Annotated in this window: 27 protein-coding genes and 1 riboswitch; of the genes, 13 read left to right on the top strand and 14 right to left on the bottom strand. The window is 69.3% G+C overall.

Annotation, left to right across the window (positions count from 1 at the left end; all coding sequences use genetic code 11):
• Window positions 1–117: 117 nt before the first annotated feature.
• The 5 genes from Q0672_RS10320 to Q0672_RS10300 all read right to left on the bottom strand — a co-directional run bounded on the left by Q0672_RS10320 (window position 118) and on the right by Q0672_RS10300 (window position 3,071).
• Window positions 118–1,122: a nucleoid-associated protein gene (locus Q0672_RS10320; RefSeq protein ID WP_298621951.1), complete on the bottom strand. Its 1,005-nt coding sequence runs from the start codon at window positions 1,120–1,122 to the stop codon at window positions 118–120.
• 67 nt (window positions 1,123–1,189) lie between these two features.
• Window positions 1,190–1,387 carry a hypothetical protein gene (locus Q0672_RS10315; protein ID WP_153161840.1) on the bottom strand — a complete coding sequence of 66 codons (198 nt, stop codon included), beginning with the start codon at window positions 1,385–1,387 and terminating at the stop codon, window positions 1,190–1,192.
• 6 nt (window positions 1,388–1,393) lie between these two features.
• Entirely contained in the window at window positions 1,394–1,765 is a 372-nt protein-coding gene (locus Q0672_RS10310; RefSeq protein WP_284187847.1) for a diacylglycerol kinase, read from the bottom strand.
• 32 nt (window positions 1,766–1,797) lie between these two features.
• On the bottom strand, window positions 1,798–2,580 hold the full coding sequence (locus Q0672_RS10305) for an alpha/beta hydrolase (RefSeq protein ID WP_298621948.1): 783 nt from the start codon (window positions 2,578–2,580) through the stop codon (window positions 1,798–1,800).
• The gene (locus Q0672_RS10300) at window positions 2,580–3,071 is read right to left on the bottom strand and encodes a flavin reductase family protein (protein ID WP_298621946.1); all 492 of its coding nucleotides are present in this window, start codon (window positions 3,069–3,071) and stop codon (window positions 2,580–2,582) included. The genes Q0672_RS10305 and Q0672_RS10300 overlap by 1 nt, the downstream gene beginning before the upstream one ends.
• 99 nt (window positions 3,072–3,170) lie before the next feature.
• Between Q0672_RS10300 and mutY the strand changes: the two genes are divergently transcribed.
• Entirely contained in the window at window positions 3,171–4,244 is a 1,074-nt protein-coding gene (gene mutY, locus Q0672_RS10295; RefSeq protein ID WP_298621945.1) for an A/G-specific adenine glycosylase, read from the top strand.
• 48 nt (window positions 4,245–4,292) lie between these two features.
• Here the strand turns inward: mutY and Q0672_RS10290 are convergent, their stop codons facing one another.
• From Q0672_RS10290 to Q0672_RS10265, 6 genes are all read right to left on the bottom strand, one after another.
• Window positions 4,293–6,323 carry a c-type cytochrome gene (locus Q0672_RS10290; RefSeq protein WP_298621943.1) on the bottom strand — a complete coding sequence of 677 codons (2,031 nt, stop codon included), beginning with the start codon at window positions 6,321–6,323 and terminating at the stop codon, window positions 4,293–4,295.
• A 101-nt stretch (window positions 6,324–6,424) separates the two neighbouring features.
• Entirely contained in the window at window positions 6,425–7,063 is a 639-nt protein-coding gene (locus Q0672_RS10285; protein WP_298621942.1) for a response regulator, read from the bottom strand.
• Entirely contained in the window at window positions 7,060–8,862 is a 1,803-nt protein-coding gene (locus Q0672_RS10280; protein WP_298621941.1) for a sensor histidine kinase, read from the bottom strand. The genes Q0672_RS10285 and Q0672_RS10280 overlap by 4 nt, the downstream gene beginning before the upstream one ends.
• A 26-nt stretch (window positions 8,863–8,888) precedes the next feature.
• A complete protein-coding gene (locus tag Q0672_RS10275; protein ID WP_298621939.1) occupies window positions 8,889–9,368 on the bottom strand; it encodes a c-type cytochrome in 480 nt (159 codons plus the stop codon).
• A 4-nt stretch (window positions 9,369–9,372) separates the two neighbouring features.
• Window positions 9,373–9,966 carry a pentapeptide repeat-containing protein gene (locus Q0672_RS10270; protein ID WP_284187811.1) on the bottom strand — a complete coding sequence of 198 codons (594 nt, stop codon included), beginning with the start codon at window positions 9,964–9,966 and terminating at the stop codon, window positions 9,373–9,375.
• A 123-nt stretch (window positions 9,967–10,089) separates the two neighbouring features.
• Window positions 10,090–11,964, bottom strand: a complete 1,875-nt coding sequence (locus tag Q0672_RS10265) for a methanol/ethanol family PQQ-dependent dehydrogenase (protein WP_298621938.1) — start codon at window positions 11,962–11,964, stop codon at window positions 10,090–10,092.
• Window positions 11,965–12,435: 471 nt separating this feature from the next.
• On the opposite strand from Q0672_RS10265, the gene Q0672_RS10260 reads away from it, so the two are divergent.
• Window positions 12,436–13,101: a response regulator transcription factor gene (locus Q0672_RS10260; RefSeq protein WP_298621937.1), complete on the top strand. Its 666-nt coding sequence runs from the start codon at window positions 12,436–12,438 to the stop codon at window positions 13,099–13,101.
• Between the two features lie 57 nt (window positions 13,102–13,158).
• Here the strand turns inward: Q0672_RS10260 and Q0672_RS10255 are convergent, their stop codons facing one another.
• Both Q0672_RS10255 and Q0672_RS10250 read right to left on the bottom strand, forming a co-directional pair.
• A complete protein-coding gene (locus tag Q0672_RS10255; protein ID WP_298621936.1) occupies window positions 13,159–13,761 on the bottom strand; it encodes an LON peptidase substrate-binding domain-containing protein in 603 nt (200 codons plus the stop codon).
• 203 nt (window positions 13,762–13,964) lie between these two features.
• The gene (locus Q0672_RS10250) at window positions 13,965–15,467 is read right to left on the bottom strand and encodes a sodium:solute symporter family protein (protein WP_298621935.1); all 1,503 of its coding nucleotides are present in this window, start codon (window positions 15,465–15,467) and stop codon (window positions 13,965–13,967) included.
• Window positions 15,468–15,668: 201 nt separating this feature from the next.
• On the opposite strand from Q0672_RS10250, the gene Q0672_RS10245 reads away from it, so the two are divergent.
• Genes Q0672_RS10245 through Q0672_RS10235 form a run of 3 tightly spaced genes read left to right on the top strand, consistent with a single transcriptional unit; the run spans window position 15,669 to window position 18,108 of the window.
• Entirely contained in the window at window positions 15,669–16,682 is a 1,014-nt protein-coding gene (locus tag Q0672_RS10245) for a peptidase U32 family protein (RefSeq protein ID WP_298621934.1), read from the top strand.
• 34 nt (window positions 16,683–16,716) lie between these two features.
• On the top strand, window positions 16,717–17,622 hold the full coding sequence (locus Q0672_RS10240; RefSeq protein ID WP_298621933.1) for a U32 family peptidase: 906 nt from the start codon (window positions 16,717–16,719) through the stop codon (window positions 17,620–17,622).
• Window positions 17,623–17,637: 15 nt separating this feature from the next.
• Window positions 17,638–18,108: an SCP2 sterol-binding domain-containing protein gene (locus tag Q0672_RS10235; protein WP_298621932.1), complete on the top strand. Its 471-nt coding sequence runs from the start codon at window positions 17,638–17,640 to the stop codon at window positions 18,106–18,108.
• A 15-nt stretch (window positions 18,109–18,123) separates the two neighbouring features.
• Here Q0672_RS10235 and Q0672_RS10230 read toward each other — a convergent pair whose 3' ends face one another.
• Window positions 18,124–19,017 carry a beta-1,6-N-acetylglucosaminyltransferase gene (locus Q0672_RS10230; RefSeq protein ID WP_298621930.1) on the bottom strand — a complete coding sequence of 298 codons (894 nt, stop codon included), beginning with the start codon at window positions 19,015–19,017 and terminating at the stop codon, window positions 18,124–18,126.
• A gap of 117 nt (window positions 19,018–19,134) precedes the next feature.
• Between Q0672_RS10230 and Q0672_RS10225 the strand changes: the two genes are divergently transcribed.
• From Q0672_RS10225 to dsbD, 8 genes are all read left to right on the top strand, one after another.
• Window positions 19,135–20,220, top strand: a complete 1,086-nt coding sequence (locus tag Q0672_RS10225) for a VanZ family protein (RefSeq protein WP_153161828.1) — start codon at window positions 19,135–19,137, stop codon at window positions 20,218–20,220.
• 75 nt (window positions 20,221–20,295) lie between these two features.
• Window positions 20,296–20,604, top strand: a complete 309-nt coding sequence (locus Q0672_RS10220) for a ferredoxin (RefSeq protein WP_284187821.1) — start codon at window positions 20,296–20,298, stop codon at window positions 20,602–20,604.
• Window positions 20,605–20,609: 5 nt separating this feature from the next.
• Window positions 20,610–21,248: a CocE/NonD family hydrolase gene (locus Q0672_RS10215; RefSeq protein ID WP_153161826.1), complete on the top strand. Its 639-nt coding sequence runs from the start codon at window positions 20,610–20,612 to the stop codon at window positions 21,246–21,248.
• A 58-nt stretch (window positions 21,249–21,306) separates the two neighbouring features.
• A complete protein-coding gene (locus tag Q0672_RS10210; protein ID WP_298621928.1) occupies window positions 21,307–21,915 on the top strand; it encodes a glutathione S-transferase in 609 nt (202 codons plus the stop codon).
• Window positions 21,915–22,853: an ATP-binding cassette domain-containing protein gene (locus tag Q0672_RS10205; RefSeq protein WP_298621927.1), complete on the top strand. Its 939-nt coding sequence runs from the start codon at window positions 21,915–21,917 to the stop codon at window positions 22,851–22,853. The genes Q0672_RS10210 and Q0672_RS10205 overlap by 1 nt, the downstream gene beginning before the upstream one ends.
• Window positions 22,854–22,861: 8 nt before the next feature.
• The gene (locus tag Q0672_RS10200; RefSeq protein WP_153161823.1) at window positions 22,862–23,644 is read left to right on the top strand and encodes an ABC transporter permease; all 783 of its coding nucleotides are present in this window, start codon (window positions 22,862–22,864) and stop codon (window positions 23,642–23,644) included.
• 11 nt (window positions 23,645–23,655) lie between these two features.
• The gene (gene cutA / locus Q0672_RS10195; RefSeq protein ID WP_153161822.1) at window positions 23,656–23,994 is read left to right on the top strand and encodes a divalent-cation tolerance protein CutA; all 339 of its coding nucleotides are present in this window, start codon (window positions 23,656–23,658) and stop codon (window positions 23,992–23,994) included.
• Between the two features lie 53 nt (window positions 23,995–24,047).
• Window positions 24,048–25,874 carry a protein-disulfide reductase DsbD gene (gene dsbD, locus Q0672_RS10190; RefSeq protein ID WP_298621926.1) on the top strand — a complete coding sequence of 609 codons (1,827 nt, stop codon included), beginning with the start codon at window positions 24,048–24,050 and terminating at the stop codon, window positions 25,872–25,874.
• Between the two features lie 9 nt (window positions 25,875–25,883).
• A riboswitch (S-adenosyl-L-homocysteine riboswitch) is annotated at window positions 25,884–25,990 on the top strand.
• Window positions 25,991–26,028: the final 38 nt, after the last annotated feature.

Here is a 26,028-nt window from a genome sequence, read left to right as displayed (position 1 = left end):
CGGGCGAACAAGTTAGCCCCTGCAAGCTCCCCGCTCCACCAGGGCATCTCGTCGGGTTACGCCCTGACGGGCTAACCCGACCTACGCCACTATAGCGAGTGCTGCCAGCCGGCGCCCTCACCCCTCCATCAACACCTTCCGCAACCCCTCCGGCACGTCGGTGAGGACCAGGGTGTTGTTGGCCGGGTCGTACTGGACGGTGCCGGAGCGCAGGCCGGCGCGTTCGAATTCCAGCTTCCAGTCCTGGGCCGCGGCCTTGAAGCGGATCAGCGGGCGCAGGGCGCGCTTGTCGGGGACGAAGCCGGTGGCGAGGTCGACCGCCTCGTCCTGGAGGCGTTCGACGAGCTTCTGGGGGGCGTCGGGGAAGACCTGCTCGGCCACGCTGGCGAGATCCAGCGGGGCGCCGCTCTCGTGCATCTCTTCGAGCACCAGGTGAGCGCGCTCCAGCAGTTCGTCGCGGGCCGGGGCTTCGAGCTGCTGGGTGTCGGCGAAGTGGGTGAGCGTCTCGACGAGCTTCTTGGTCTCCTTGAGGGCGATCACCACGTCGGTGCAGCCGAGAAAGCGCTTGAACCAGCCGGCCACGTCACCGCGGCCCTTGAGGAAGGCGATGTAGCGCTCTGCGCCGGCCTGCCAGGCGGTGAGGTCAATGCGCCCGGCCACCTGCAGGCCCGAGAAATCCAGGTGCGGGTTGTCGTGGATGGCGAGGCCGTCGTCGATCACCGAGCCGACGGTTTCCTGCAAGAGCGCGAAGTACAGGCAGTCCGCCCCGAAGATGGTGGCGCGGGCGATGACCAGGAAGCCGGCCTCCTCCACCCCGTCCTCATCCACTCGCTGCTGCAGGTGGGCCAGCGCCTCGGCGCTGAAGGCGGGGAAATCCAGGCTGCCGTCACGGGTGTAGCGGCGCACCAGGTTGATCATCGGGAAGTTGTGCTCGTCCCGCTCGAAGCAGCCGTAGCCCTTGCCCGGGCGCTCGGCGAAGTGGCGGCACAGGCGCTCCATCAGGCCCACCGCCGGCGCGTCGATGACGTTGGGCGCCGGCCGGGGCTGGACGCGGGACGGCCCTTCGCCGAGGCGGGCGAGGCGGTGGATGACGAGGGCGGAGATGGCGTGGGTCTGTTCCATGGCGGACGGGTGCTGCGGGTGATGATTTACGGGTGAGAAGCGGCGCGGGCGCGGTGGCCGCGGCCGCTCAGAAACGCATCTTCTTGCGGTTGCCGGGCAGCTGGCGGAGCTGCTCGCGGCGCAGTTCGGCGGCGGTGGGCTTCTTTGCCGGCGCAGCCGGCTGGGCGGCGGCGAGCTCCGGCGGGATGTTGGCGCCCACGCCCCGCGGGCAGAAGCCGGTGGTGGCGCAGGTGCAATTGACGCAGGGTTTGCGGGAGGGCTTCATGAGTGCTTAACCAAACAGGACGAGCCCCCAGACTACCACCGCATTCACCAGCGCCACGAAAACCGCGGCGCTGCCGATGTCCTTGGCGCGCTTGGCAAGGTGGTGCTGCTCGAAGGAGATGCGGTCCACCGCCGCCTCGACGGCGGAATTGACCAGCTCGACCAGGATCACCAGCAGCACGCTGGCGATCATCAGCGCCTTGCCGATGCCGCTGGCGGGCAGCCACAGGGCCAGCGGCACCAGCACCGCGGCCAGCCACACCTCCTGGCGGAAGGCGTCTTCGTTGCGATAGGCGGCGGCGAGGCCGGCCATCGAGTAGTGAAAGGCGTTCCACACCCGGGTGATGCCGGTCTTGCCTTTGAAGGGGCTCTCGTTCATGGCGATGGCAAAAATCGGCAAGCCTGCGGGGCTCAGGTGACAGGGATGTGATCGGCCAGGTAGCGCTGCACCTGGGCGGCAAACGCCTCGGGCACCTCGAAGGGCGCCAGATGCCCGGCATCCAGCGCCACAAAGCGCCGCTCGGGGATCATGTCGGCCATGCGGCGCACCACCTGCGGCTGGGAAACCTGATCGTGCAGCCCGGCCACCACCAGCGCCGGCACGTCGATGGACGCGAGCGACGCCCGCTGGTCGAAGCGCACCAGCGCCCGCATGGCGGCGCGGTAGCTGTCGGGCGGGATGTCGGCCATCACGTCGACGGCGGCATGCAGCACTTCGGGGTCGGCATCCGGCCCGACCATCGTCGGGATCAGGTCCACCGCGATGTCGCGCATGGTCGCGCCTTCGTCGAGCGGGCCGGTGCGCTTGGCCAGGAAGGCCTGCTGCAGCGGCCCCGCCGGCGCGCCGAAGGCCGGCGTGCAGCACGCCAGCACCAACCCGGACACGCGCTCCGGAAAGCGCGCAACCGTCTGCAGGGCGATCATCCCGCCCATGCTGTGGCCGACGAGCACCGCGCGATCGAGCCCCGCGGCGTCGAGCAGGTCGACCACCGCCGCCGCGTAGCCGTCGAAATCGACCGGGTCGATGGGCGCGCTGGCGCCGTAGCCCGGCATGTCCCACGCGAGGCCGCGCCAGCCCGGCGGGGTGATCGCCGGCAGGATCGACGCCGCGCCCTTCGCGCCGCCGCTCACCCCGTGGAGGAAGAGCAGCCCACGCGGGCCGGCGCCGGTCTCGATCCAGCGCGGGGCGGTCATCAGGCGAGGCGCTGGTAGGCGCCGCCCTGGAAGAGCAGCGGCTTCTTGTCGGCGTTGCGCTCGAAGCGGATCACCTCGTCGATGAAGACGATGTGGTCGCCGCCCGGATGCCGCGCGTGGGGCCGGCACACGAACTGGGCGCAGCAACCGGCGAGCAGCGGCACGCCGCCCTCGCCATCGGTGAACTCGACGCCGGCGAAGCGGTCTTCCACCCGGCTGGCGAAGCGGTTGGAGAGCTCCTGCTGGTCTTCGGCGAGCACGTTGATCGCGTACACTGGCGCGTTTTCAAGGGCCGGCACCAGCTGAAGGTGGCTGGACAGGCTCCACACCACGAGCTGCGGCACCAGCGACACCGAGTTGAAGGAGCTGACCGTGAGGCCCACCGGCCGGCCGGCGCCGTCGCGGGTGGTGACCACAGTCACGCCGGTAGGAAACATGCCCAGCGTGTCGCGGAAGGCGCGCACCGCCGGGTCGTTCTTGGGAGCATTCATGATGAAATCGGACTGGCCGGGCAAGTTTGCAGCCCGGCAACCTGTTTGGGGAGGCGCGATTATCACGCGCCGCCCGGCGAGCGTCGAGGGGATGCTGCGGTGAACAAATCCTGGCCCGCGGGCATCGCGCCCTTTCCCGGCACGCCCTTCGCCCGCCGCCTGATCGACTGGCAGCGCACCCACGGCCGCCACGACCTGCCCTGGCAGACCCGCGACGCCTACCGGGTGTGGCTGTCCGAGATCATGCTCCAGCAGACCCAGGTGGAGACGGTGATCCCGTATTACGCGCGCTTCCTGGAACGCTTCCCGACCCTCGAAAGCCTCGCCGCCGCGCCGGTGGAGGACGTGCTGGCCCGCTGGAGCGGCCTGGGCTACTACGCCCGCGCCCGCAACCTGCACAAGTGCGCCCAGGCGGTGATGGCGCGCCACGGCGGCGCCTTTCCGGCCGACCCGGCGCTGCTGGCCGAGCTGCCCGGCATCGGCCGCAGCACCGCCGCGGCGATCAGCGCCTTCAGCTACGGCACCCGCGCGGCGATCCTCGACGGCAACGTGAAGCGCGTGTTCGCCCGCGCCTTTGGCATCGACGGCTTTCCCGGCGCCAAGGCGGTGGAAAACGCCATGTGGGATCTGGCCGAGGCCCTGCTGCCCGAGCGCGACGTGGACATCTACACCCAGGCCCAGATGGACCTGGGCGCCACCCTCTGCACCCGCGGCAAGCCCCGCTGCGGGCAGTGCCCCCTCGCCGACGGGTGCGTGGCGCTGCGTGACGGCCGCGTGGCCGAGCTGCCCACGCCCCGCCCCAAAAAGGCCGTGCCCGAGCGCAACGGCCGCTTTGCGGTGATCGTCGCTGGCGGCGCGGTGCTGCTGGAGCGCCGCCCCCCGGCTGGCATCTGGGGCGGCCTGCAGAGCCTGCCGGAGCTGCCCGAGGACGCCGACACGGCCGAATGGGTCGCCCGGCGCTTCGGCCTGACGGTGACGCGGGTCGCACCGCTACCGGGGCTGCGCCACGTGTTCACCCACTTCGTGCTGCATCTGGCGCCGGAGCGGGTGGAGGTGACAGCCGGCGACGGCGTGAGGGACGCGGACGGGCTCGACTGGTGGCCCCTCGACGCGCTGGCCGAAGCGGCCCTGCCGACGCCGGTGAGGAAGGTGCTCGACGCACTGCCCCGCTGACGTGACGACGCCCCGTTGCCGGGGCGTCTTCGTTTCAGGCCGAGGCACTCAGTAGCGGGCGTCGGCGGGCTTCGGGTCCTTCGGCCAGTCCTTCACCTTGTCCGGGAAATCCGGTCGCGGCTGATGGGTGAAGTACTCGGCCACGTCCACCGCCTCCTGGTCCGACAGGCCGCCCTGCCCCAGCGGAAACTTGTCGTGGAAGCCGACGGGCATGTTGCGCTTCACGAAGGCCGCGGCGGTGTAGGTGCGGGCCATGCCGGCGCCGATGTTGAAGGATTCGTCGCCCCACAGCGGCGGATAGACCATCTTGCCGGCGGCGTTCTTCAAGCCTTCGCCGTTCTCGCCGTGGCAGACCGCGCACTGCTCGCCGTAGATGCGCTTGCCGTTCTCAGGGTTGGGCACGATCTTGCGATCCACCTTGCCCACGCCGCGCCCGGCCACCTTGTCTTCGGGGCGGGTCTCGCGCTTCATCCAGTCGAAGTAGGCCACCATCGCCTTCATGTCGTCGCCGTCCTTTGCCAGCGGCGTGCCGTTCATCGAGCGACGGAAGCAGCCGTTGATGCGGTCTTCCAGGGTAATCATCTTGCCGGCCCGCGGCGCATAGCTGGGGAAGAAGGCCGAGACGCCCACGTAGGGCGAGCCGTCGGCCACCGTGCCTGCGTTGAGGTGGCAGCTGGTGCAGTTGAGCTGGTCGCCCACGTGGTCGGGCAGCAGGGCCTTGGTTTCGAGGTTGAGGCGCATGCCGCGCACCAGCTGGGTAGCGTTGGGCGCCTTCAGCATGTCGGCCAGACGCGGCGTGACGAAGGCACTGGAATCGGTGGTCTTCGGATCGAGCTCGGCGCGCATCCGCGCCACGGTGGCGACGTCCACCGGCCCGGCGCCGTTGCCCCAACCAGCCCGCACGAAGCTGAGGATCTCGGCCAGCTCCGCGTCGCCCAGCCGCGCGAAGGCGGGCATCGTATAGACCCGCGGATGGGCCGCGGTGCGCGCCGTGGCGCCGCCGGTGAGGAGGATGTGGACCAGCGTCGAGGCGTCCTTCGAGGCGACCGTCGGGTTGCCCGCCAGCGGCGGGAAGACCTTGGGCACCCCGCCCCCGTCGGCCCGGTGGCAGTCGCCGCAGAACTGGAGATAGCCCAGCCCGCCGCGGGTGGTGTACAGATTGGCCGGCACCTGGGCGACCACCGCCGGCTTCGGGGCGGCGGCCGGCTGGGGCTTGTCGTGGGGGCCGGGCGGCAGGGCCTTCAGGTAGGTGGCCACCGCGCGCAGGTCATCGTCGCTGAAGTGCTGGGTGCTGTGGCTGATGACGTCGGTCATGTTGCCGGACGCAGTGGCGAAGCGGTTCTGGCCAGTCTTGAGAAAGAGCGCGGTGTCCTCCACCGTCCATAGGTTGCGCAGGCTGAGGGCGCGCCAGGATTCCACCGTCTCGCCGGCGAGGAAGTATTCGCCCTTCGGCCCGGCGTCGCTCATGGCCTTCTCCTGGAAGAGCAGGCCGCGCGGCGTGTGGCAGGCGCCGCAATGGCCGAGCCCCTGCACCAGATAGGCGCCGCGGTTCCACACCGCGTCCTGCTGGGGTTCGGGCTTGAACGGGGCGTCGTCGAGGAACAGCCAGTTCCAGATGGCAAGACCCCAGCGCATGTTGAACGGCCAGCGCATCTCGGTGGGGCGGTTGGCCTGGCGCACCGGCTGCTGGCCTTCCATCAGGTAGGCGTAGAGCGCCTGCATGTCGTCGGCGCTCATCTTGGCGTACGACGGGTAAGGCATCGCCGGGTAGAGGTTGTGCCCATCTGCCGCGACGCCCTTGCGCATCGCCCGCTCGAACTGGGCGAAGGTGTAGCGGCCGATGCCGGTCTCGGCGTCGGGGGTGATGTTGGTGGCGTAGAGCTTGCCGAAAGGCGTTTCCAGCGCGCGGCCGCCAGCCATCGGCGTACCCTGGGGCGCGGTGTGGCAGGCGACGCAGTCGCCCAGCTGGGCCAGATAGCGCCCGCGCTCGACAAGAGCGCTATCTGCAGCGGCGGTGGCAGAACCGAATGCAGCGGCGGCCAGTAGGCCCAGCACGCCGCGCACAAGTCCGATTTTCATGATGTGCTCCCTGTGACTCATTCCTGCCCGAGTCTAGAGAGCTGCGCCCGGCCCGACCATTCGGACATCGGGCTAGGGACATAGCCGAAACCGGTTATGCCTCAGTCGAGCCCGGCGGGGTCGGCGCGCAGGATCAGCCTCGCCAGATCGGCGGCGCTGCCGGTTTCGGTCTTCTCCATCACGTGCTGGCGATGCACATGCACGGTGTTGTCGCTGATGTTGAGGAGGCGAGCCACATCCTTGTTGGACATGCCCAGCGCCAGCAGGCGGGCCACCTCGCGCTCCCGGGCGGTGAGGCGGTCGAGGCTTGCGCGGGCCGACTGATGGCGCCGGGTGGCCGCGTAGCGTTCGAGGCTGATCTGCACCGCGCGCTCGACGGTGTCGAGGAAGAGCTGGTCCTTGAATGGCTTCTGCAAAAAATCGACCGCCCCGGCCTTCATGGCCTGCACCGCCAGCTCCACGTCGCCGTGGCCGGTCATGAAGACGATGGGGAACGGCGAACCGGCCGCCTGCAGGCGCCGCTGCAGCTCCAGCCCGCTGACCCGCGGCATTCGGATGTCCAGCACCAGGCACGCGCCGCCGGGCGGGAACGGCGGCTGCGCGGCCAGAAAGGCCTCGGCCGATTCGTGGCCAACCGCCGTCCAGCCCATGGATTCGAGCAGGAAGAGCAGCGAGCGGCGGAAGGGCGCCTCGTCGTCCACCACGTGGATCACCGGCTGGGCGGCGTCGATCTGGGTCATGGAGTTTCTCCCTCGGCCGCCGGTGCGGCCAGCGGCAACGTGAATGCGAAGACCATCCCCGGCCCGGGCTCGGCGGGCTGCGCCTGCAGGGCGCCGCCGTGGGCCTCGATGATCGTCTTGCAGATCGACAGGCCGAGGCCCAGGCCGTCGGGCTTGGTGGTGAAGAAGGGTTCGAACAGGCGCGCGCACTGGGCGGCGTCGAGGCCGATGCCGTGGTCGCGCACCGTCACCGCACAGCGGTCGCCGTCGCGCCGCAGGCTCACCTCGACAGGCGCCTGCGAGCCCGCGGCAAGCTGGGCGTCCCAGGCGTTCTTGAAGAGGTTGAGGAGCACCTGCTGGGTCTGCAGCGGGTCCACGTCCACCCGGCGGGCGGCGGGGTCGAGGGCGTCGTCGATTACCACGTCCGGCGCGCCGGCCAGCATGCCGCGCATCAGCGCCGCGGCATCGCCCACCAGCACGCGGATGTCGCACACCTCGCGCACCCGGCTGCGCTTGCGCGCAAAGGCGCGGATGCCGCCGAGGATGGCCGCGGCGCGTTCGGATTCGCCGGCGATCTCCGCGGCCGCCTGGCGCAGCGCCTCGGGCGACAGCTGGCCCCGGTCCTGCCGCCGCAGCAGGCTGCGGGCGTAGTTGCCGATGGCAGCCAGGGGCTGGTTGAGTTCGTGGGCGAGGGTGCCCGACAGCTCGCCGAGGATCGACAGCCGCGACAGGTGATCCATCTGCTGCTGACCGGCGCTGACCCGCGCCTCCAGGCGCTGCCGCTCGTCCAGCGCGGCGGTGAGCTCCCGCGTGCGTCGCTGCACCAGGTGCTCCACCCGCAAGGTGTAGACGCCCCCCGCCACCACCAGCAGCGCCAGGCCCGCCAGCCACGGCCAGTAGCTGCGGAACAGCGCCGCCCAGCGCGGCTCGCGCAGGAAGGCGTAGGGCCCGATCTGCAGCTCGCGCAGCAGCGCATGAACGGGGTGGTAATCGGCCGGCACGCTCCAGGATTCGCCATCGGCACCGGCCTCCAGCGACAGCAACGCAAACAGCACGTCCCGCGACAGGGCGGCGGAGGTGCCGCTGGCGGCAGCAAAGGCCCAGCCCGGATACAGCCGCGACGACACGTGGCACGGCGCGGCGCTGTCGCGGGGGGCCAGCACGCGCAGTTCGCCCGCCGGTACGAGGCCATCGCGCTCCAGCCGCTCCAGCAGGCAGGCGCGCAGCACGCCGGCGTCGGCACGGCCGCTGCGCACGGCATCCACCACCCGCATCATCGGAAAATCGGTAAACAGCGGAGTGAGCTCGCCCTGCTCCGGGTCGACGCCCGCCTCGCGCAGTTCGGCCCACATCACCTGATAGCCGCCAAAGGCCGCCGGCGACACCGCCGCCAGGTTGCGCCCGCGCAGATCGGCCAGCGCCTGCAGGTCGCCCCGCCCGCTGCGCACCACCACCGCCGAGCCCACCACGTGGGCGGGCTCACGATAGGCGTCGGCCACCTGGGTGGCGATACGGGTGATGCCGCTGCTGGCTTCCAGCGTCACGTAGTGGCCGGGGTTGGTCACCACGAAATCCAGCTCGCCATCGCGCAGCGCCGTGGCCATGCCTTCGAGGTTGAACGGGCGCAGCACGATGCGCCGGCCGGGCAGCTTGTCCTGCAGCCCGTGGGCGAGGGTCGACCAGCGAACTTCGGACTCCTCCAGCCCCTGCCAGGCCAGGATGCCGATACGCACCTCGCCGCCCGCCCGGGCCGGCGCGGCCGCCGGCGGCAGGAAGGCGAGGACGAGGCCGGCGAGAAACACCCTGAATCCGCGATGCATGCCCCGGATTCTAACTGCCGGCGGCGTCAGTCGGGCCGGCGCGCGGGGGCCTTGCTTTCGAGAAAGCTGCGCAGCGTCCAGATCAACTGCGGGGACAACACCGTTTTCCAGGCTGGCATGTGGCTCACCCCGACGCGGACCTTGCCGTTCTGCACGGAATCCAGAAAGTAGGCGTCGTTGTCGGCCAGGCAGTGGGCGCGCACCGCCGGGTCGGCGATGGGCCGGCAGGCCTTGTCGAGGCGGGTGAGATCGGGGCCCGGCATGTTCCGGCTCACCGCATCAACGCCGTGGCACCGGGCGCAGGTCTGGTTGAAGAGGGTCCGGCCGATCTCCGCCGCCCGGGCATTGCCCCGGTAGGGGTTGCCCTCGCCGGCCGGTGGCGGCGGCAGGCCGGTGGTGTCCACGTCGAAGGTCGCGACGGCGGGCTCGGCCACCTCGAAGGCCAGGGCGGGCTGGACGAGCAGCGCCAGCGCCCCCGCAACGACAAGTCGGAAGAAGGGATTCATGGCGTCACCAGTCGGTCGGACAGCCGACGCAGCCGTCGAAGGTCGAGTCGGGAAAGATCGTGTAGCGCAGCAGCGCGCCTTCCAGATTGGCGCCGCGCAGGTCGGTGGCGTTGAACTTGGTCTCCTGGAGGTTGGCGTTGGTGAGCCGGGCCTTGTTGAACCACGTGAAGGCGGCGCGGGCCGCTTCCATGTTGGCCGCGGTGAGATCGGCGCCGGTGAAGTCGGCGCGCATGATGCGGGCAAACTCCAGGTCGGCCCCGACGAGGCGGGCGTTGCGGAAGGAGGCGCCCGGCGCGTTGGCCTTGGACAGGCGTGCGCCGCTGAGATCGGCGCCGTCGAAGATCGCCCCGGCCAGATTGGCGGCGCGCAGGTCGGCCCGGGCGAGGTTGGCGCCGGTGAAGTCGGCGCCGGCGAGGTCGAGGGCCGACAGATCCTTGTGGCGCAGATCGGCGCCCCGGCAGCGGGCGTGGGGCCACATGCCGCAGGTGCCATGCACTTCGGGTTCGGCGGGATTCGCCCGCGCACCGGCCTCGGGGCCGGCAAGGAGCAGCCCGACGGCCATCGCCGCCAGCGCCGCACGCGGAAAGACGGACAGCATGAGGTGCCCTTTCTCGTTGGATGGAAAGACGACGGCCGGCGATGCGCACCGGGCGCACGCTGCCGTCGATGCCAGGCTGAAAGGGGGTGCCCGCGGGAGACGACACGGACACCCCCGCCGGACTCAGCGGCCGGACTTCGGCAGCTTGAAGACCCAGTACGAACCGCCCTGGGTGACCTGCTTGGTCAGGTCGGCCATGTCGCCGCCCCACAGGGGCACGGCGCCGCCGTAGCCGGAGGACAGGCCGATGTACTGCTCGCCGTCCTGTTCCCAGGTGATGGGCACGGAGACGATCCCGGAGCCGGTCTGGAATTTCCACAGCTCCTTGCCGGTCCTGGCGTCAAAGGCCTTGATGAAGCCATCCGAGGTGCCCGTAAAGAGCAGCCCGCCGGCGGTGGTCAGCGTGCCGGCCCACAGGGGGAACTTCTCCTTGTGTTCCCAGGCGATCTTGCCGCTCTTCGGGTCGATCGCGCGCAGGGTGCCCACGTGGTCGTCGAACAGGCGCTTGATGCGGAAGCCCTGGCCCAGGTAGGCAGAGCCGGCCTTGTAGGTCAGGTGCTCGGTCCAGTAGTCCATCGCCCAGTGGTTGGCGGGGATGTAGAACAGGCCGGTGTCCGGACTGTACGACATGGGCATCCAGTTGGTGCCACCCAGGAACGGCGGCGACACGAAGACGCTGTCACCCTTCTCGCTGCCGGCCTTCGGCTCGGGCGGACGGTTGCCGGTCTCGATGGGCTTGCCGGTGCTCAGGTCCCAGCCCTTGGCCCAGGTGATGCCCTCCACGAACGGCCAGGCGCCGATGAGCGAGGTGGGCTTGTTCGGGTAGCCGGCGCCGTTGGTGAGCTTTTCCCGGTCGGTCACGAAGAAGAAGCCATTGCGGTCGGCGTGGGCGGAGGCCTTCACGAGCTTGCCGGTCTTCGGATCCTTGTACTCGAAGAGCACCACCGAGTTGTTGCCGGAGAAGTCCCAGGCGTCGTTGGGGGTGTGCTGGAAGAAGCCCTTCAGCTCGCCGGTGCTGGCATCCACGTAGGCCTGACCGGAGGTGAACAGGCTGGGCCAGTTGCGCGGATCGTCGCCTTCCTGGGTGCGCTTCCAGGTGTTCCACGGCGCCGGGTTGCCGGTGCCGATCACGACCATGTTCTTCTCGAGGTCGAAGCTGGCGGTCTGCCACGGGGCGCCGCCGCCGTGATGCCAGGCCTCGGTGGGCTTGCCGTCCTTGTCCTTCGGCCAGGTGGGGGCGCTGGCGTCGCCGGTGGGGGTGCTCTCCTTGCCGTTCAGGCGGCCCATGTGGCCTTCGACCATCGGGCGGGCCCAGACTTCCTCGCCGGTCTCCGGGTCGCGGGCGAACAGCCAGCCCACCACGCCGAACTCGTCGCCCGACGAGCCATGCACCAGCAGCACCTTGCCGCTGTGCTGGTCCTGGATCACGAAGGGCGCGCCGGTCATGGTGTAGCCGACCTTGTGGTCGCCCCACTTCTTCTTCCAGACGACCTTGCCCGTGTCCTTGTTGAGGGCCACGATGCCGGCGTCCAGGGTGCCGAAGTAGATCTTGTCGCCGTAGATGGCGGCGCCGCGGTTGACCACGTCGCAGCACGGGCGGATGTCTTCCGGCAGGCGGGCCTCGTATTCCCACAGGCGCTTGCCGGTCTTGGCCTCGACGGCGTAGATCCGCGAGTAGGACGAGGTGACGTAGATCACGCCATCATGGACCAGCGCCTGGGCCTCCTGGCCGCGCTGCTTTTCGCCGCCGAACGAGAAGCTCCACACCGGCACCAGGCCGGCCACGTTCTTCGTGTTGACCGTCTTGAGCGGGCTATGCCGCTGGGCCTTCAGGCCAAGGCCGTAGGTGAGCACGTCGCCAGGGGTCTTGTCGTCGTTGCGGATGTCGTCCCAGGTGACGGCCTTGCCGGCGGCCTGGGCGCCACCTGCACACAGCGTGGCCAGCGCAAGCGCCAGCACGGCCGGCTTGAACCGACGGGCTTGATTGATTCCTTTCATGGGGACTCCTTGTCTCCGGATTGTTGTGATGTCCTGCGCGTGGCCATCGACCTCCCGTGATGCCAACGCCCTGCGCTAAATCCAGTATCCAAGGCGCGCTTTACCCCTGTCGCGGGAGATGCTCCCCGCAACGTCGGGAAACTTTCCCGGCCTGAAAACCGCCTCAGGCTGGCACGGGCGTTGCAAACTGTTCCGTTCGAGGACAGCAGAACCAAAGGAGCACGCGATGAAATGGCTTGGTGAGAATCGGAGCGCGCAAGGGGCGCAGGAGACCACACACGCCCTCACCGAAGCCCCGACGGGCCCGATGGCCCACGAGGCGGCGACGGCCGACCGGCATGCCGCCGCCGGGTGCGGACAGCACCGCCCGTGGAGACGTCCCGCCCTGCCGCAGACAGACCGCTCCAATGTGACGCAGCCGGCAGATACAGCGGAGCGCGGCACCGGCAGCGCTGCAGAGACGGGCCGCCAATGATCCGGATCATGCTCGTGGAAGACCACGCCGTAGTGCGCACCGGCTACCGCCGACTGATCGACGCAGAAACGGATCTGGTGGTGGTGGGCGAGGCGGCCACCGCCGATGATGCTTATGGGCGGTTGTGCGAAAGCGGCGGCGTCGACGTGGCAATGGTGGATCTGAGCCTGCGCGAGAGCAGCGGCATCGATGCCATCCGGCGCATGCTGGCGCGGGAACCGCAGCTGCGGGTGCTGGTGGTCAGCATGCACGACAACCCCAGCTTCGTCGTTCAGGCGATGCGCGCAGGCGCCCTTGGCTACCTCACCAAGAACAGCGAACCGGGCGAAGTCCTGACGGCGATCCGCGACGTTGCCGTGGGGCGCCGGGTGCTATCGGCCGAGGTGGCGCAGGGCGTGGCGAGCGCGGCCCTGGCCGAGGAAGCGCCCCTTTCACGGCTCACCCCGCGGGAGTTCGAGGTGCTGCGCATGGCGGTGAACGGTGAATCGGTGGATGCCATCGCCCAGCGCCTGCATCTGAGCCAGAAGACGGTGCACAACCACATGTCGTCGGTGCGTCAGAAACTCGGCGTCGACAACGACTTCCATCTCCTGCGGCTCGCCGTGCGACATGGGCTGACCGACCTGCCCGCAGGTGCCCCCCTGCGCATGGCGCCCACCTGACGACGGCCCCCGCGTCGCGCCCCGCCCCCATCAGCCAGTCTCTGCGCCGGAACGAGCTCAGCCCACCAGCTTGTGCTGCTTGAGGTAGGTGTGGAGGATCTCGAGCCGCGAGATCGTGTCGTCCAGTTCGAGCAGGCGCACGCGGGCTTCGGGCGGGATGGGCAGCACCTCTGCCAGGCGGTAGCCGACCCAGGTGGCGTCGTCGAAGCGGTGGGGCGGCGGGAAGACGGTCTCGCCGGCGTCGCTGACGATGGCCTGGAGCAACGGCAGCATGTCGGCCAGCGCAGCCGGCACCGGCTGGGGCGCGGGTTCGGGCAGCCATTCGACGCGGGCGGTCTGCAGCTTGTCGTGCTGGATGGTGCGCTCGACGATGCGGAAGCGCGGGCCCCCGCGGGTGGTGATGAAGAGCAGCCCCGGCTGGGACATGTCCCAATCGACGATGCTCGCCATGCAGCCGATGTTGTGGGGCACCGCGGCATCGCCCACCTCGGCGCCTTCGCGGATCAGGCACACGCCGAAGGGCGCGTTGGCCTTCATGCAGCGGGCCGCCATGTCGAGATAGCGCGCCTCGAACAGCTTGAGCTGCAGCAGGCCATCAGGAAACAGCACCACGCCCAAGGGAAAGAGCGGGATCTCGGCGGGCAGAGCTTGGGCGGTCATGGCGGGATGGGGAGTGGGTGGTGGGAAGTAGGTAATGGGTAATGGGTAATGGGTAATGGGTAATGGGAAGTGGGGAGTGGGGAGTGGGTGATGGCTGAATCGGCGGAGCCGCTGCGGGCACGTCAGTGACAGATCAGAAAACGGGAAAGGGGTTCAGCAGCTTCCGCCCATTTCCCACTACCCAATCCCCACTACCCAAAAAATCAATGCCGATGCACCACGCCGATGCCCTCATGGGCCACGCCGTGGGCGTCGGCGGCGTGGTGGCCGTGGCGAAGGCGGTCGTGCACACCGATGTCGTGGGGCACCCATTGCTTCACCAGCGATCCGACGATCATCCCGACCGCGCTGGCGATCAGCCCGGCCAGCTGGGCCGGCACAAAGGGGTCGTCGCCGCCGGCCAGATGCACGCCGAGCCACACCGCAACGCCGCAGAAGATCGAGGCCAGCGCGCCCTGGTTGGTGGCGCGCCGCCAGTACAGCCCGCACAGCAGCGGAATGAAGGCCGACACCAGGGTGATCTGGTAGGCGTTCTCGACCATCTTGAAGATCGTCGCCTTGGAGAACATCGCGTACAGCGTGACCAGCACGGTGAAGATCAGCGTCACCACACGCATCCAGAACAGCAGCTTTTTGTCGGTGAGGTGCGGCAGCGCCGGCTTGAGGATGTTCTCGGTGAAGGTGACCGACGGCGCCAGCAGCGTGGCCGAGGCGCAGCTCTTGATGGCCGACAGCAGCGCGCCGAAGAACATCACCTGGGCAAACAGCGGCGCCTTGGAGAGCACCAGCTCCGGCAGGATCATCTGGGAATCGGAATCGATGAGGCGGGCGACCATCTCCGGGTCGATCAGCGTGGCGGAATAGGCCAGGAACATCGGCACGAAGGCGAACAGGAAATACAAGCTGCCACCCAGCACCGAGCCCCACACCGCGATCTTCTCGGACTTGGCCGACTGCACCCGCTGGAAGACGTCCTGCTGGGGGATGGAGCCGAGCATCATGGTGATCGCCGCGGCGATGAAGGCGATCACCTCCTTCGGGTCGGGCGGCGGCAGCATGTTGAACTTGCCGGATTCCATCGCGTGGTTCACCACCACCCCCACCCCGCCCGCCATGCCGCTCACCTCGCCGCCGATCCACAGCATGCCGATCACGATGATGATCATCTGCAGGAAATCCGTGACCGCCACCGCCCACATGCCGCCAAACAGGGTGTAGACGAGGATGGTGCCGGAGCCGATCCACATGCCCATCGTCTTGCTGATCTCGCCGCCCGACACCACGTTGAACACCAGCCCCAGCGCCGAGATCTGCGCGCCCACCCAGCCCAGGTAGGAGATCACGATGGCGACGGTGGTGAGCACCTCGACGCCGCGCCCGTAGCGCTTCTTGTAGAAGTCGCCGATGGTGAGCAGGTTCATGCGGTACAGCGGCGCCGCGAAGAACAGGCCCACCAGGATCAGGCACATCGACGAGCCGAAGGGGTCGGCCACCACGCCGTGCAGCCCCTCGTTGAGGAAGGTGGCCGGCACCCCCAGCACGGTCTCGGAACCGAACCAGGTGGCGAACACCGTGGCGGTGACCATGTAGAAGGGCAGATGGCGGCCGGCCACCGCGAAGTCCTTGGTGTTATGGACCCGCGTGGCGGCGGCGAGGCCGATGGCCACCGAGATCAGCCAGTAGGCGATGACGAACCAGAGAAGCATGCGCAAAAACGGAAAAAACGTTGGCGAATCCGCGGATTATAGGGGCCCGGGGGCGGAAAGAGGGAAACCCGGAACAGCAGCCTGCGCGACGCACCAACTCGGGGCACAGCCACCCGCTTGCCCCCCGTTGACCCCCGTCAAGGTGCACCGGGCAGCGGGCGCCTATAGTCCCGCCGCGTCATTCCTGCCGCCCCACTGCCCATGACTTCAGCGCGCCAAATCGAACTGGTCTGCCCCGCCGGCAGCCTGCCCGCCCTCAAGACCGCCGTGGACCATGGCGCCGACTGTGTTTACCTCGGCTTCAAGGACGCCACCAACGCCCGCAACTTCAGCGGCCTCAACTTCGACGACAAGGCCCTGGGCGAAGGCGTGCGCTACGCCCACGACCGCGGCCGCAAGGTGCTGCTGGCCCTCAATACCTATCCCCAGACCGACAACTGGGAACGCTGGACCGGCGCCGTGGATCGAGCCGCGGCCTTCGGCATGGACGCGGTGATCCTCGCCGACCCGGGTCTGATGGCCTACGCCCGGCGCGTGCATCCGGATCTGCGCCTGCATCTGTCGGTGCAGGGCTCGGCCACCAGCTACGACGCAATCAACTTCTACCACCGCCATTTCGGCATCTCCCGGGCGGTGCTGCCGCGGGTGCTGTCGCTGGCGCAGGTCGAGCAGGTGATCGCCAACACGCCGGTCGAGATCGAGGTCTTCGGCTTTGGCGGACTTTGCGTGATGGTGGAAGGGCGCTGCGCCCTGTCGGCCTACGCCACCGGCGAATCGCCCAACTGCAACGGCGCCTGCTCGCCGGGCAAGCACGTGCGCTGGGAGCAGACCCCCAAGGGCATGGAGACGCGCCTGGGCGGCATCCTCATCGACCGCTTCGCCGACGGCGAACGGGCCGGCTACCCCACCCTGTGCAAGGGCCGCTTCGACGTGAATGGCGAGACCTACTACGCCATCGAGGAGCCCACCAGCCTCAACACCCTCGAGCTGCTGCCCGAACTCGCCCGCATCGGCGTGCGCGCCATCAAGATCGAAGGCCGCCAGCGCAGCCCGGCCTACGTGGCGCAAGTCACCGAGGTGTGGCGCGCCGCCATCGACCGCCTGCTGACCGCGAAGCAGCCCTTCCGCGTCGAGCCCGCCTGGATGAACGCCCTCAACAAGAACTCCGAAGGCCAGAGCCACACCCTCGGCGCCTATTACCGCCCGTGGAAATAAGCCGCCCACGCCCCGCCCGAAAGCCCGATCACCGATGAAACTCGCCCTCGGCCCCCTGCTCTACTACTGGCCCCGCCAGTCCACCCTCGCCTTCTACGCCGACATGGCGGATTCGCCGGTGGATGTCGTCTATCTCGGCGAGACCGTGTGCTCCCGCCGCCACGAGCTGCGCCTGCCCGACTGGATCGAGATCGCCGAGATGCTCGCCGGCGCCGGCAAGGACGTCGTGCTGTCGAGCCAGGTGCTGGTCGAATCCGAATCCGACCTGAAGACCCTGCGCCGGATCGTCGCCAACGGCACGTTCCGCGTCGAGGCCAACGACATGGGTGCGGTGGAGCTCCTCACCAGCGGCGATGCGCCGGTCACCAACTGGATCGCCGGCCCCACGCTCAACATCTTCAACCCGGTCACCCTCGGCATGTTCGCCGACCTGGGCGCGACCCGCTGGGTGGCCCCGCCCGAGATGTCGCGCAAGCAGATCGCCGAGCTGCGCCACGGCCTCGGCCGCGAGATGGAAACCGAGATCTTCGCCCACGGCCGCCTGCCGCTGGCCTACTCGGCGCGCTGCTTCACCGCCCGCCATTTCAACCTGCAGAAAGACACCTGCGAGTTCCGCTGCCTGCAGTTCGCCGACGGCATCCCCCTCAAGACCCGCGAGGGCGAGCCTTTCCTCACCCTCAACGGCATCCAGACCCAGTCGGCCCACGTGCACACCCTGCTGGCCGACCTCCCCGCGGTGGTCGCCGACGGCATCGACATCCTGCGCATCAGCCCCCAGGGCGAGCACACCGCCGAGATCGTCGATCTCTTCCGCCGCGCCGTGGATGGCCTGATCCCGCCCATGGATGCCCTCACCGATGCCCTGCCGCTCCTGCCGGACGAACCGTGCAACGGCTTCTGGCACGGCCGCCCGGGCGTCGAACAGTTCGTCACCCTCTGAGCCCAGAGCCCGCCGATGAAAATCCCCGCCTTCACCCTGCCCGGCCCCTTCGCCCGCGTGGGCGCCCGCCTGCCGCAGCTGCCGCCCACCCTGGCGCTGGTCACCGGCCTCAACCTGGCCCTCGACCGCCTTCTGCCCCGCGACACCCTGGAACCCCTCACCAGCAAGCGCCTGCTGCTCAAGGTAACCGACGCCGGCATGGCGCTGCGCTTCACCTTCGGGCCGCGGGGCTTCAGCCCGCTGTTCGACGGGCGCGACCCGGATCTCACCATCTCGGCCAAGACCCGCGACTACCTGGCCCTGGCGCTCCGCGAGGAAGACCCGGACACCCTGTTCTTCAGCCGCCGCCTGCTGATGGAAGGCGAAACCGACCTGGGCCTGCTGGTCAAGAACACACTGGATGCGGTGGATTGGGACGGCGTGATGGCCAAGCTCGCCGCCCTCAAACTGCCCGGCGCCGCCCAGTTCTTCGCCCGCGGGCACTAGGCCCGCCGTCGGCCCTTAGCCGACGATCTCGTCCAGCCGGTCCAGCACCTCGCCATCCACCGCCACGTCGAACTTGCGGGCGAAGTGGGCGGTGGATCGGGCGATCGCCGGCAGATCGGCGCAGCCCAGGGTGCGCGGATGGGGCTCGCCCGCCACCCAGTCGATGTAGCGCAGCGGGTCGTTCGCCACCTTCAGCCCGGGGTCGTTGGCGAGGATCGTCTGGATGTAGGACTCGTCCGGGCAGATCACCCGGTAGCGCTCCTGGCGCCGGTAGTGCTCTGCCAGGCCTCGCTGCTCCCGGTGAAAGCGCAGCAGATGCTCGGCCGCCTTGCCGTTGGCGCAGAACCACTGGCTGCCGAAATAACAGCGGAACGCCTCCGAAAACGGCGTGAAGTGGCGTGTCAGCAGCGGATGCTCCAGGGTGAAGAAGCGATCCGCCGGCGCGCCGCCAAACAGCGCCGCCACATGAAAGCGGAACGTCCGGTAGCGCCGGAAGTACATCTTGTCGGCTGGCTCCCGGCGGCGTTCGTAGCTGATCTCCCGATGCTCCACAAAGGCATCGAAGGGGCTCGCGGCCAGATCGGCGAGAATCTTCTCCGCCGGTTTCACCGGATAATCCGCCGCGCTCAGCAGCACGAACCAGTCGGGCGGATTGGGCCGGGCATACAGCGCCTCGATGCCGCGCAGGGTCGCCTCGACAATCGAGAAACGCCCCCAGCCGGTCACCTCATGGGGCCGCACGAATGAAAAATTTGCGCCAAAACCCCGGGCCGGCAGGTCAGATTTCGAAAAATCGTGGTGACAGACGATGGGCGGCGCGTCGAACATGCGGTCGAGCGTGCCGATCAGGCGGCGGACCTGCGGCGTGTTGGCGTGGGTCAGCAGAACAAAGCCGATTCGTTGGGGCATGGCGTGAAGCTTGATTGGCGGGCAGCAGGCCGCTCAAGCATAACCCGAGCGGCCGCCCGGCGGCACGCGCGCCAACGACCCGCTAGAATTGCGACAACCCGCCCAATCTCCGGCCCCATGCCCACCCACCCACGCCGAAGCTCGCCCCTCGCCGCCTGGTTCGCCGCCGTCATCGGCGTACTGATCGTCTACGCCTGCCTGCACCCCTTCACCGGCTGGCGTGACACCGGGCTGCCGGTGTTCGACTTCCTGTACCAACCCTGGCCGCGCTACTACGGCCGGGTCGACCTCATCGTGAACGTGCTCGGCATCATGCCCTTCAGCTTCGCGCTGGTGGCGGCCATGCCGTCGCGGCTACCCAAGGGATGGGCGGTGGTGGTGGCGATCCTGGTCACCTTCGCCCTCAGCCTGTCGGTCGAAACCCTGCAGAACTTCCTGCCCAGCCGGGTGCCGTCCAACGTCGATGTGGGCTGCAACACCCTGGGCGGCATCCTTGGGGCGCTGGCCGGCGGACGCTGGAGCGGCGCCCTGTTCGACCCCCGCAGCGGCCTCACCCGCTGGCGCCACCGGCGCATCGTGCCCGGCCACGTGGGCGAGATCGGGCTGGTGCTGCTGGGCCTGTGGCTGCTCACCCTGCTCACCCCCGAGAGCCTGCTGTTCGCCACTGGCGACCTGCGCCGGCTGCTCGATCTGCCCACCCCGCTGCAGTTCAACCCAACCCGCTTCATGAAGGTCGAGGCCGCCATCGCCGCCAGCCAGCTGGTGGCCGTGGGGCTCACCGCGCGCTGCGTGATGCGCCAGTTCTCCCCGTGGCCGCTGGTGCTGCTGGTGGTGCTCGGGCTGGGTGCGAAGACCCTCGCCTCGTCGGCCTTCTTCGCGCCGGGCGATCCGCTCCACTGGGCCACCCCCGGCGGGCAGATCGGGCTGGCCGCCGGCACCATGGTCCTCGCCGCCTGCCTGCTGCTGCCCGCCCGCAGCCACACCATGCTGGCCGGCATGGCCCTGCTGGTGGGCACTGCGCTGGTCAACCTGGCCCCGGAGAACCCCTTCCTGCCCACCGACGTGACCCTGATCCAGCGGGGCAACTTCCTCAACTTCCACGGGCTCACCCAGCTCACCGCCAGCCTGTGGCCCTTCGTCACCTTTGCCTACCTGGGCCTGCTGGGCGCCAGCACGCCCCGCGACCCTTATCGCGGGCGCTGAAATCCGCCGCCAGCGGAACGATTGACCGATAATCGCGTCATTTTCCAGAACACCCCCGATTTGCGGAGACGCCCGATGAGTTATTTCCAGCACCACGTTTTCTTCTGCTGCAACCAGCGCGCCGAGGGCGAAACCTGTTGCGCCAACCACGGCGCGGTCGAGCTGCAGACCTACGCCAAGGAGCGCATCAGCGCCCTGGGCCTCAACGGCAAGGGCCAGATCCGCGTGAACAAGGCCGGCTGCCTGGGCCGCTGCGACGACGGCCCGCTGCTCGTGGTCTACCCGGAAGAAACCTGGTACACCTTCGTCGATAAATCCGACATCGACGAGATCATCGCCGAGCACCTGCAGAACGGCCGCGTCGTCGAGCGCCTGAAGATCTGAACACCATGGCCGCCACCGAAACCGCCCTCATCAACGGCCCCGACGGCCCGATCGAGCTCATCATCGACACGCCGGCCCAGGTGCGCGGCATCGCGCTGATCTGCCATCCGCACCCGCTGTTCCACGGCAGCAACACCAACAAGGTCGCCCACACCCTGGCGCGGGTCTTCCGCGACCTGGGGTACGCGGCCCTGCGCCCCAACTTCCGCGGCGTGGGCAAGAGCGTCGGCGCCCACGACCACGGCGGCGCCGAGACCGAGGACATGCTGGCCGTCATCAGCTGGGCCCAGAGCCGCTGGGGCGGCCTGCCGCTCGCGCTCGGCGGCTTCTCCTTCGGCGCCTACGTGCAGACCCGCGTCGCCGCCCGGCTGGCCGAAGGCGTCACCCCGGCCGGCCGCATCGTGCTGGTGGGCACCGCCGCCGGCACCGTCACCGGCGCGCGCAGCTACACCACCGAGCCAGTCCCCGACGACACCCTGGTGATCCACGGCGAGGCCGACGAGACCGTGGCCCTCGCCAACGTGATGGAATGGGCCGCCCCCCAGGAGCTGCCGGTGGTGGTCGTGCCTGGCGCCGACCACTTCTTCCACGGCAAGCTGCACATCATCCGCAAGATCATCGAACGCGCCTGGAAACCCCTGTGATCCGTCGCGCCCGCCAACCCCGGCCTGCCCCGCAGGCCGCCACGCCGAGGTCCCACCGATGAAGCTCGTCGCATCGCTCACCAGCCCCTACGCGCGCAAGATCCGCGTCGCCCTCGCCGAGAAGGGCCTGCCCTTCACCCTCGAGGTGGACATCCCCTGGCTGCCCGAAACCGCCGTGCCCTCGTACAACCCGCTGGGCAAGGTGCCGGCGCTGGTCGCCGACGACGGCGAGGTGTGGTACGACTCGCCGGTGATCGCGCTGTATCTCGAAACCCTCGGCGGCGCCCCGCTGCTGCCCGCCGAGCGCCTCGCCAGCCTGCCGGTGCGCCAGACCGAAGCGCTCGCCGACGGCATCACCGACGCCGCCGTGGCGGCCTTCCTCGAAGGCAACCGCCCGCCCGAGAAGCAGGATCAGGCCGGCATCGAGCGCCAGCTCACCAAGATCCACCGCGGCCTCGCCGCGCTCGAAGAACGCCTGGTGCAGCGCAAGGGCTTTGGCGGCGCGGCCATCAACATCGCCGACATCGCCGTGGGCTGCATGCTGGGCTATCTGGACTTCCGCTTCGGCCACCTGCACTGGCGCAGCACCCACCCCAATCTCGCCGCCTGGGCCGCCGATCTGCTCGCCCGGCCGTCCTTCGTCGACACCGCCCCGCCGCCCGCCTGATGCCGCTCCAGATCGACGGCCTCGTCAAGCGCTTCGGCACCGGCGCCGACGCCCGGGAGGTGGTGCGCGGGATCGACCTGCACCTCGTCCCCGGCGAATGCTTCGCGCTGCTCGGCCCCAACGGCGCCGGCAAGACGACCACCCTGCGCTGCGCCCTGGGCCTCACCGGCGCCAGCGGCGGCAGCATCCGCCTGTGCGGCCTGCCGGTGCCCGAGCAAGCCCGCGAGGCCCGCGCGCGGGTCGGCGTGGTGCCCCAGATCGACAGCCTCGACCCGGACTTCACCTGCGCCGAGAACCTGCTGATCTTCGCCGGCTACTTCGGCATCCCCGAGCGCGACATCCGCCCGCGCGTCCCCGAGCTCCTCGCCTTCGCCGGCCTCGAGGGCAAGGAGAACGCCCGCATCCAGTCGCTGTCCGGCGGCATGAAGCGCCGTCTCACCCTGGCCCGGGCGCTGGTGAACAAGCCGGATCTGCTGATCCTCGACGAGCCCACCACCGGCCTCGACCCCCAGGCCCGCCACCTCATCTGGGAGCGCCTGCGCCGGCTCACCGCCGAAGGCACCACGATCCTTCTCACCACCCATTTCATGGACGAGGCCGAGCGCCTCGCCAACCGGCTGGCCATCCTCGACGGCGGGCGCATCCTCACCCAGGGCAGCCCGCGGGAGGTCATCGCCGAGCACATCGAGCCCCAGGTGGTCGAAGTCTTCGGAGAATGGAACGGCGGCGGCACCGGCGCAGCCGCCTGGGCCGCCGAGCACGCCGCCAGCCTCAGTAAGCGCTGCGAGATCAGCGGCGAGACCGCCTTCTGCTACACCGACGACGCCGCGCCGCTGCTCGCCCACCTGGCCCACCAGCCAGGCCTGCGCACCCTGCACCGGCCGGCCAACCTGGAAGACGTCTTCCTCAAGCTCACCGGACGCGAACTGCGCGACTGATCTCGAACATGCCGTCCATCTTCGCCCCGCCCCGGCTGTCATCCCGCCTCCTTGCCGTGTGGCGCCGCAATTTCCTGGTCTGGAAGAAGCTCGCCCTGCCGTCCATCGTCGGCAATCTGGCCGACCCGGTGATCTACATGCTGGGCCTCGGCTACGGGCTCGGGATGCTGGTGCCGGAGGTCGAGGGCGTGTCCTACATCGCCTTCCTGGCCGGCGGCACCCTGTGCTATTCCACGATGAACGCCGCCACCTTCGAGGCGCTTTACTCCGGCTTCTCGCGGATGCACGTCCAGAAGACCTGGGAAGCCATCATGAACGCCCCGGTGGCGCTCGACGACATCGTCGCCGCCGAACTGGTATGGGCCGCCAGCAAGGCCACCCTCGCCGGCACCGCCATCCTCGGGGTGATCGCCGCCTTCGGCTTTGCCGCCTCGCCGCTGGCCCTGGCGGCGATCCCGGTGGTCTTCCTCACCGGGCTGTGCTTCGCCGCCCTTGGCCTCATCATGACCGCCCTGGCGCCGAGCTACGATTTCTTCATGTACTACTTCACCCTGTTCATCACGCCGATGACCATGCTCTCCGGGGTGTTCTTCCCCCAGAGCCAGCTGCCCGACGCGGTGCTCGGGGTGGCCAACCAGCTGCCCCTGGCCCACGCGGTGGCGCTGGTGCGCCCGCTGCTGCTCGGCCAGATGCCCCAGCAGATCGGCTTTCATCTGGCCGTACTGGCCCTCATCACGGTGCTGGCCTTCTGGCTGGCCCTGGCGCTCACCCGGCGCCGCCTGCTCAACTGACGACGACGACCATGACCGCTCCTGCCGAAACCCTCCTCGTCCTCACCAACCTGCCCGACGCCGACAGCGCCAAGCAGGTCGCCCGCCAGCTGGTCGAGCAGCGCCTCGCCGCCTGCGTGAACATCCTGCCGGCGTGCACCTCGGTTTATCGCTGGAACGACGCCGTCGAATCCGCCACCGAAGTGCCGGTACTCATCAAGACCACCCTCGCCCGCTACCCGGCTCTCCAGGCCGCGCTCACCGAGGTCCACCCCTACGAACTTCCCGAAATCATCGCGGTCCCTCTTCACGAAGGCCTGCCCGCCTATCTGGCGTGGGTCGGCGCCGAAACCACCGAGCAGCACCCCTGATTTCTTGATCCATCCCCTGGCAGGGCCGCCGTCCTGCCGCCACACTGCCGGCCATGATCCGTCTTATCCGCCACCTCCTCGCCTTCGCCGCATTCCTGCTCGCCGCCTTCAGCGTACACGCCGCCGGTGAGCCGCTGCCCGTCGAACAGGCCTTCCGAGCCACCGCCCGCGCGATTGACGACCACACCGTCGAAGTTCGCTTCCAGATCGCCGACGGCTACTACCTCTACCGCCACCGCTTCAAGTTCGACGCCGAGGGCGTCAGCTTCGGCGAACCCGCGCTCCCCGCCGGCAAGCCCAAGAAGGACGACGCCTTCGGCGAAGTCGAGATCTACCGCAAGGAACTCGTCTTCACCCTGCCCGTCACCGCCGGCAAGCCGCCCTTCCCGCTCACCCTCGTCAGCCAGGGCTGCGCCGACATCGGCATCTGCTACCCGCCGCAAACCCACACCCTCAACGTGGCCCTTTCCAGTGGCGGCCCCGGCGAGAGCCTGCTCGCCCGGGCGCTGGGCAAGGGCGACGCCCCCGCCGCCACACCCGCCCCGGAGCCCGCCGCCGACGACCACGACGAATCCGGCCGCATCGCCCGCCTGCTGGCCGGCGGCAGCACGCTCGTCACCCTCGCCAGCTTCTTCGGCTTCGGCCTGCTGCTGGCCTTCACGCCCTGCGTGTTCCCGATGATCCCGATCCTCTCGGGCATCATCGTCGGCCACGGCCACGCCATCTCCAAGGGCCGCGCCTTCAGCCTGTCGGCGCTCTACGTGCTGGGCATGGCCGTCACCTACGCCGCCGCCGGCGTCGCGGCGGGGCTCTCCGGCACGCTGCTGTCGGCGGCGCTGCAGAACCCGTGGGTGCTGGGCGGCTTCGCGCTGGTGTTCGTGGTGCTGTCGTTCTCGATGTTCGGCTTCTACGAGCTGCAGATGCCCACCGCGCTGCAAAGCCGCCTGTCCGACACCGCCAGCCACCAGAAGGGCGGCTCGCCCGGCGGCGTGATCGCCATGGGCGCACTGTCCGCGCTGATCGTCGGCCCCTGCGTGGCCGCGCCGCTTGCCGGCGCCCTGCTCTACATCGCCAAGACCGGCGACGCCACCCTCGGCGGCATCGCCCTGTTCGTGATGGCGCTGGGCATGGGCGCGCCGCTCATCATCGTCGGCGTGCTCGCCCGCAGCGCCCTGCCCAAGACCGGGCCGTGGATGGAGAACGTCAAGCGCGCCTTCGGGGTGATGCTGCTGGCGGTGGCCGTTTGGCTCGTCTCGCCGGTGCTGCCGGGCATCGCCACCATGCTGGCCTGGGCGGCGATCCTGGTCGTCTCGGCGATCTACCTCCACGCCCTCGATCCCCTGCCGCCTCACGCCAGCGGCTGGCAGCGTTTCTGGAAGGGCTGGGGCGTGATCGCCCTGCTGGCCGGCGCGGCAATGTTCATCGGCGCCCTGGCCGGCTCCCGCGATCCGCTGCAGCCCCTCGCCATCCTGCGCGCCCAGGCGGCCACCGCCCCAGCAGCCGAAACCAAGTTCCAGCGCGTGCGCTCGGTGGCCGAGCTCGACCAGATCCTGAAAACCGCCACCCGCCCGGTGATGCTCGACTTCTATGCCGACTGGTGCATCTCGTGCAAGGAGATGGAGCGCTTCACCTTCGCCGACCCCGCCGTTGCCCGCCGCCTCGCCAGCTTCCAGCTGATCCAGGCCGACGTCACCGCCAACAACGACGACGACAAGGCGCTCCTCAAGCGCTTCAACCTCTTCGGCCCGCCGGGCATCATCTTCTTCGACGCCACCGGCGCCGAGCGCAAGGCGCTGCGCGTCGTCGGCTTCCAGGAAGCGGAGATTTTCGGCAAGGTGCTGGATTCAGCACTCAAAAATCCGCCACAAAACCCGTTATAATCCGCGACTTGCTTCGAGGAGCGCTGCAAGACCGCCGGGTGCAATGCCCGCCGTCCCAGGCTCGATGTCAGTGCCGCCGGGCTTGCCCGACGCACCAGAAACCGCGCTCACCCGTCCATGCTTTGTTTGCAAACCCGTGCCGGGCACGGGGAGA

It is taken from the genome of uncultured Zoogloea sp. (genome assembly GCF_937894855.1).
GTDB lineage: Bacteria > Pseudomonadota > Gammaproteobacteria > Burkholderiales > Rhodocyclaceae > Zoogloea > Zoogloea oryzae.
This window is presented reverse-complemented; position numbering and strand designations above follow the sequence as displayed.

What these genes read in the sequence shown, in the direction of transcription:
- Q0672_RS10310 (WP_284187847.1), bottom strand. Translation starts at nt 1,765, where the DNA reads ATGAACGAGAGCCCCTTCAAAGGCAAGACCGGCATCACCCGGGTGTGG.
- Q0672_RS10305 (WP_298621948.1), bottom strand. Translation starts at nt 2,580, where the DNA reads ATGACCGCCCCGCGCTGGATCGAGACCGGCGCCGGCCCGCGTGGGCTG.
- Q0672_RS10240 (WP_298621933.1), top strand. Translation starts at nt 16,717, where the DNA reads ATGAAACTCGCCCTCGGCCCCCTGCTCTACTACTGGCCCCGCCAGTCC.
- Q0672_RS10260 (WP_298621937.1), top strand. Translation starts at nt 12,436, where the DNA reads ATGATCCGGATCATGCTCGTGGAAGACCACGCCGTAGTGCGCACCGGC.
- Q0672_RS10270 (WP_284187811.1), bottom strand. Translation starts at nt 9,966, where the DNA reads ATGCTGTCCGTCTTTCCGCGTGCGGCGCTGGCGGCGATGGCCGTCGGG.
- Q0672_RS10200 (WP_153161823.1), top strand. Translation starts at nt 22,862, where the DNA reads ATGCCGTCCATCTTCGCCCCGCCCCGGCTGTCATCCCGCCTCCTTGCC.
- Q0672_RS10225 (WP_153161828.1), top strand. Translation starts at nt 19,135, where the DNA reads ATGCCCACCCACCCACGCCGAAGCTCGCCCCTCGCCGCCTGGTTCGCC.
- Q0672_RS10320 (WP_298621951.1), bottom strand. Translation starts at nt 1,122, where the DNA reads ATGGAACAGACCCACGCCATCTCCGCCCTCGTCATCCACCGCCTCGCC.
- Q0672_RS10215 (WP_153161826.1), top strand. Translation starts at nt 20,610, where the DNA reads ATGGCCGCCACCGAAACCGCCCTCATCAACGGCCCCGACGGCCCGATC.
- Q0672_RS10265 (WP_298621938.1), bottom strand. Translation starts at nt 11,964, where the DNA reads ATGAAAGGAATCAATCAAGCCCGTCGGTTCAAGCCGGCCGTGCTGGCG.
- Q0672_RS10315 (WP_153161840.1), bottom strand. Translation starts at nt 1,387, where the DNA reads ATGAAGCCCTCCCGCAAACCCTGCGTCAATTGCACCTGCGCCACCACC.
- cutA (WP_153161822.1), top strand. Translation starts at nt 23,656, where the DNA reads ATGACCGCTCCTGCCGAAACCCTCCTCGTCCTCACCAACCTGCCCGAC.
- Q0672_RS10300 (WP_298621946.1), bottom strand. Translation starts at nt 3,071, where the DNA reads ATGAATGCTCCCAAGAACGACCCGGCGGTGCGCGCCTTCCGCGACACG.
- dsbD (WP_298621926.1), top strand. Translation starts at nt 24,048, where the DNA reads ATGATCCGTCTTATCCGCCACCTCCTCGCCTTCGCCGCATTCCTGCTC.
- Q0672_RS10250 (WP_298621935.1), bottom strand. Translation starts at nt 15,467, where the DNA reads ATGCTTCTCTGGTTCGTCATCGCCTACTGGCTGATCTCGGTGGCCATC.
- Q0672_RS10280 (WP_298621941.1), bottom strand. Translation starts at nt 8,862, where the DNA reads ATGCATCGCGGATTCAGGGTGTTTCTCGCCGGCCTCGTCCTCGCCTTC.
- Q0672_RS10275 (WP_298621939.1), bottom strand. Translation starts at nt 9,368, where the DNA reads ATGAATCCCTTCTTCCGACTTGTCGTTGCGGGGGCGCTGGCGCTGCTC.
- Q0672_RS10290 (WP_298621943.1), bottom strand. Translation starts at nt 6,323, where the DNA reads ATGAAAATCGGACTTGTGCGCGGCGTGCTGGGCCTACTGGCCGCCGCT.
- Q0672_RS10255 (WP_298621936.1), bottom strand. Translation starts at nt 13,761, where the DNA reads ATGACCGCCCAAGCTCTGCCCGCCGAGATCCCGCTCTTTCCCTTGGGC.
- Q0672_RS10235 (WP_298621932.1), top strand. Translation starts at nt 17,638, where the DNA reads ATGAAAATCCCCGCCTTCACCCTGCCCGGCCCCTTCGCCCGCGTGGGC.
- Q0672_RS10285 (WP_298621942.1), bottom strand. Translation starts at nt 7,063, where the DNA reads ATGACCCAGATCGACGCCGCCCAGCCGGTGATCCACGTGGTGGACGAC.
- Q0672_RS10230 (WP_298621930.1), bottom strand. Translation starts at nt 19,017, where the DNA reads ATGCCCCAACGAATCGGCTTTGTTCTGCTGACCCACGCCAACACGCCG.
- Q0672_RS10205 (WP_298621927.1), top strand. Translation starts at nt 21,915, where the DNA reads ATGCCGCTCCAGATCGACGGCCTCGTCAAGCGCTTCGGCACCGGCGCC.
- Q0672_RS10220 (WP_284187821.1), top strand. Translation starts at nt 20,296, where the DNA reads ATGAGTTATTTCCAGCACCACGTTTTCTTCTGCTGCAACCAGCGCGCC.
- Q0672_RS10210 (WP_298621928.1), top strand. Translation starts at nt 21,307, where the DNA reads ATGAAGCTCGTCGCATCGCTCACCAGCCCCTACGCGCGCAAGATCCGC.
- Q0672_RS10245 (WP_298621934.1), top strand. Translation starts at nt 15,669, where the DNA reads ATGACTTCAGCGCGCCAAATCGAACTGGTCTGCCCCGCCGGCAGCCTG.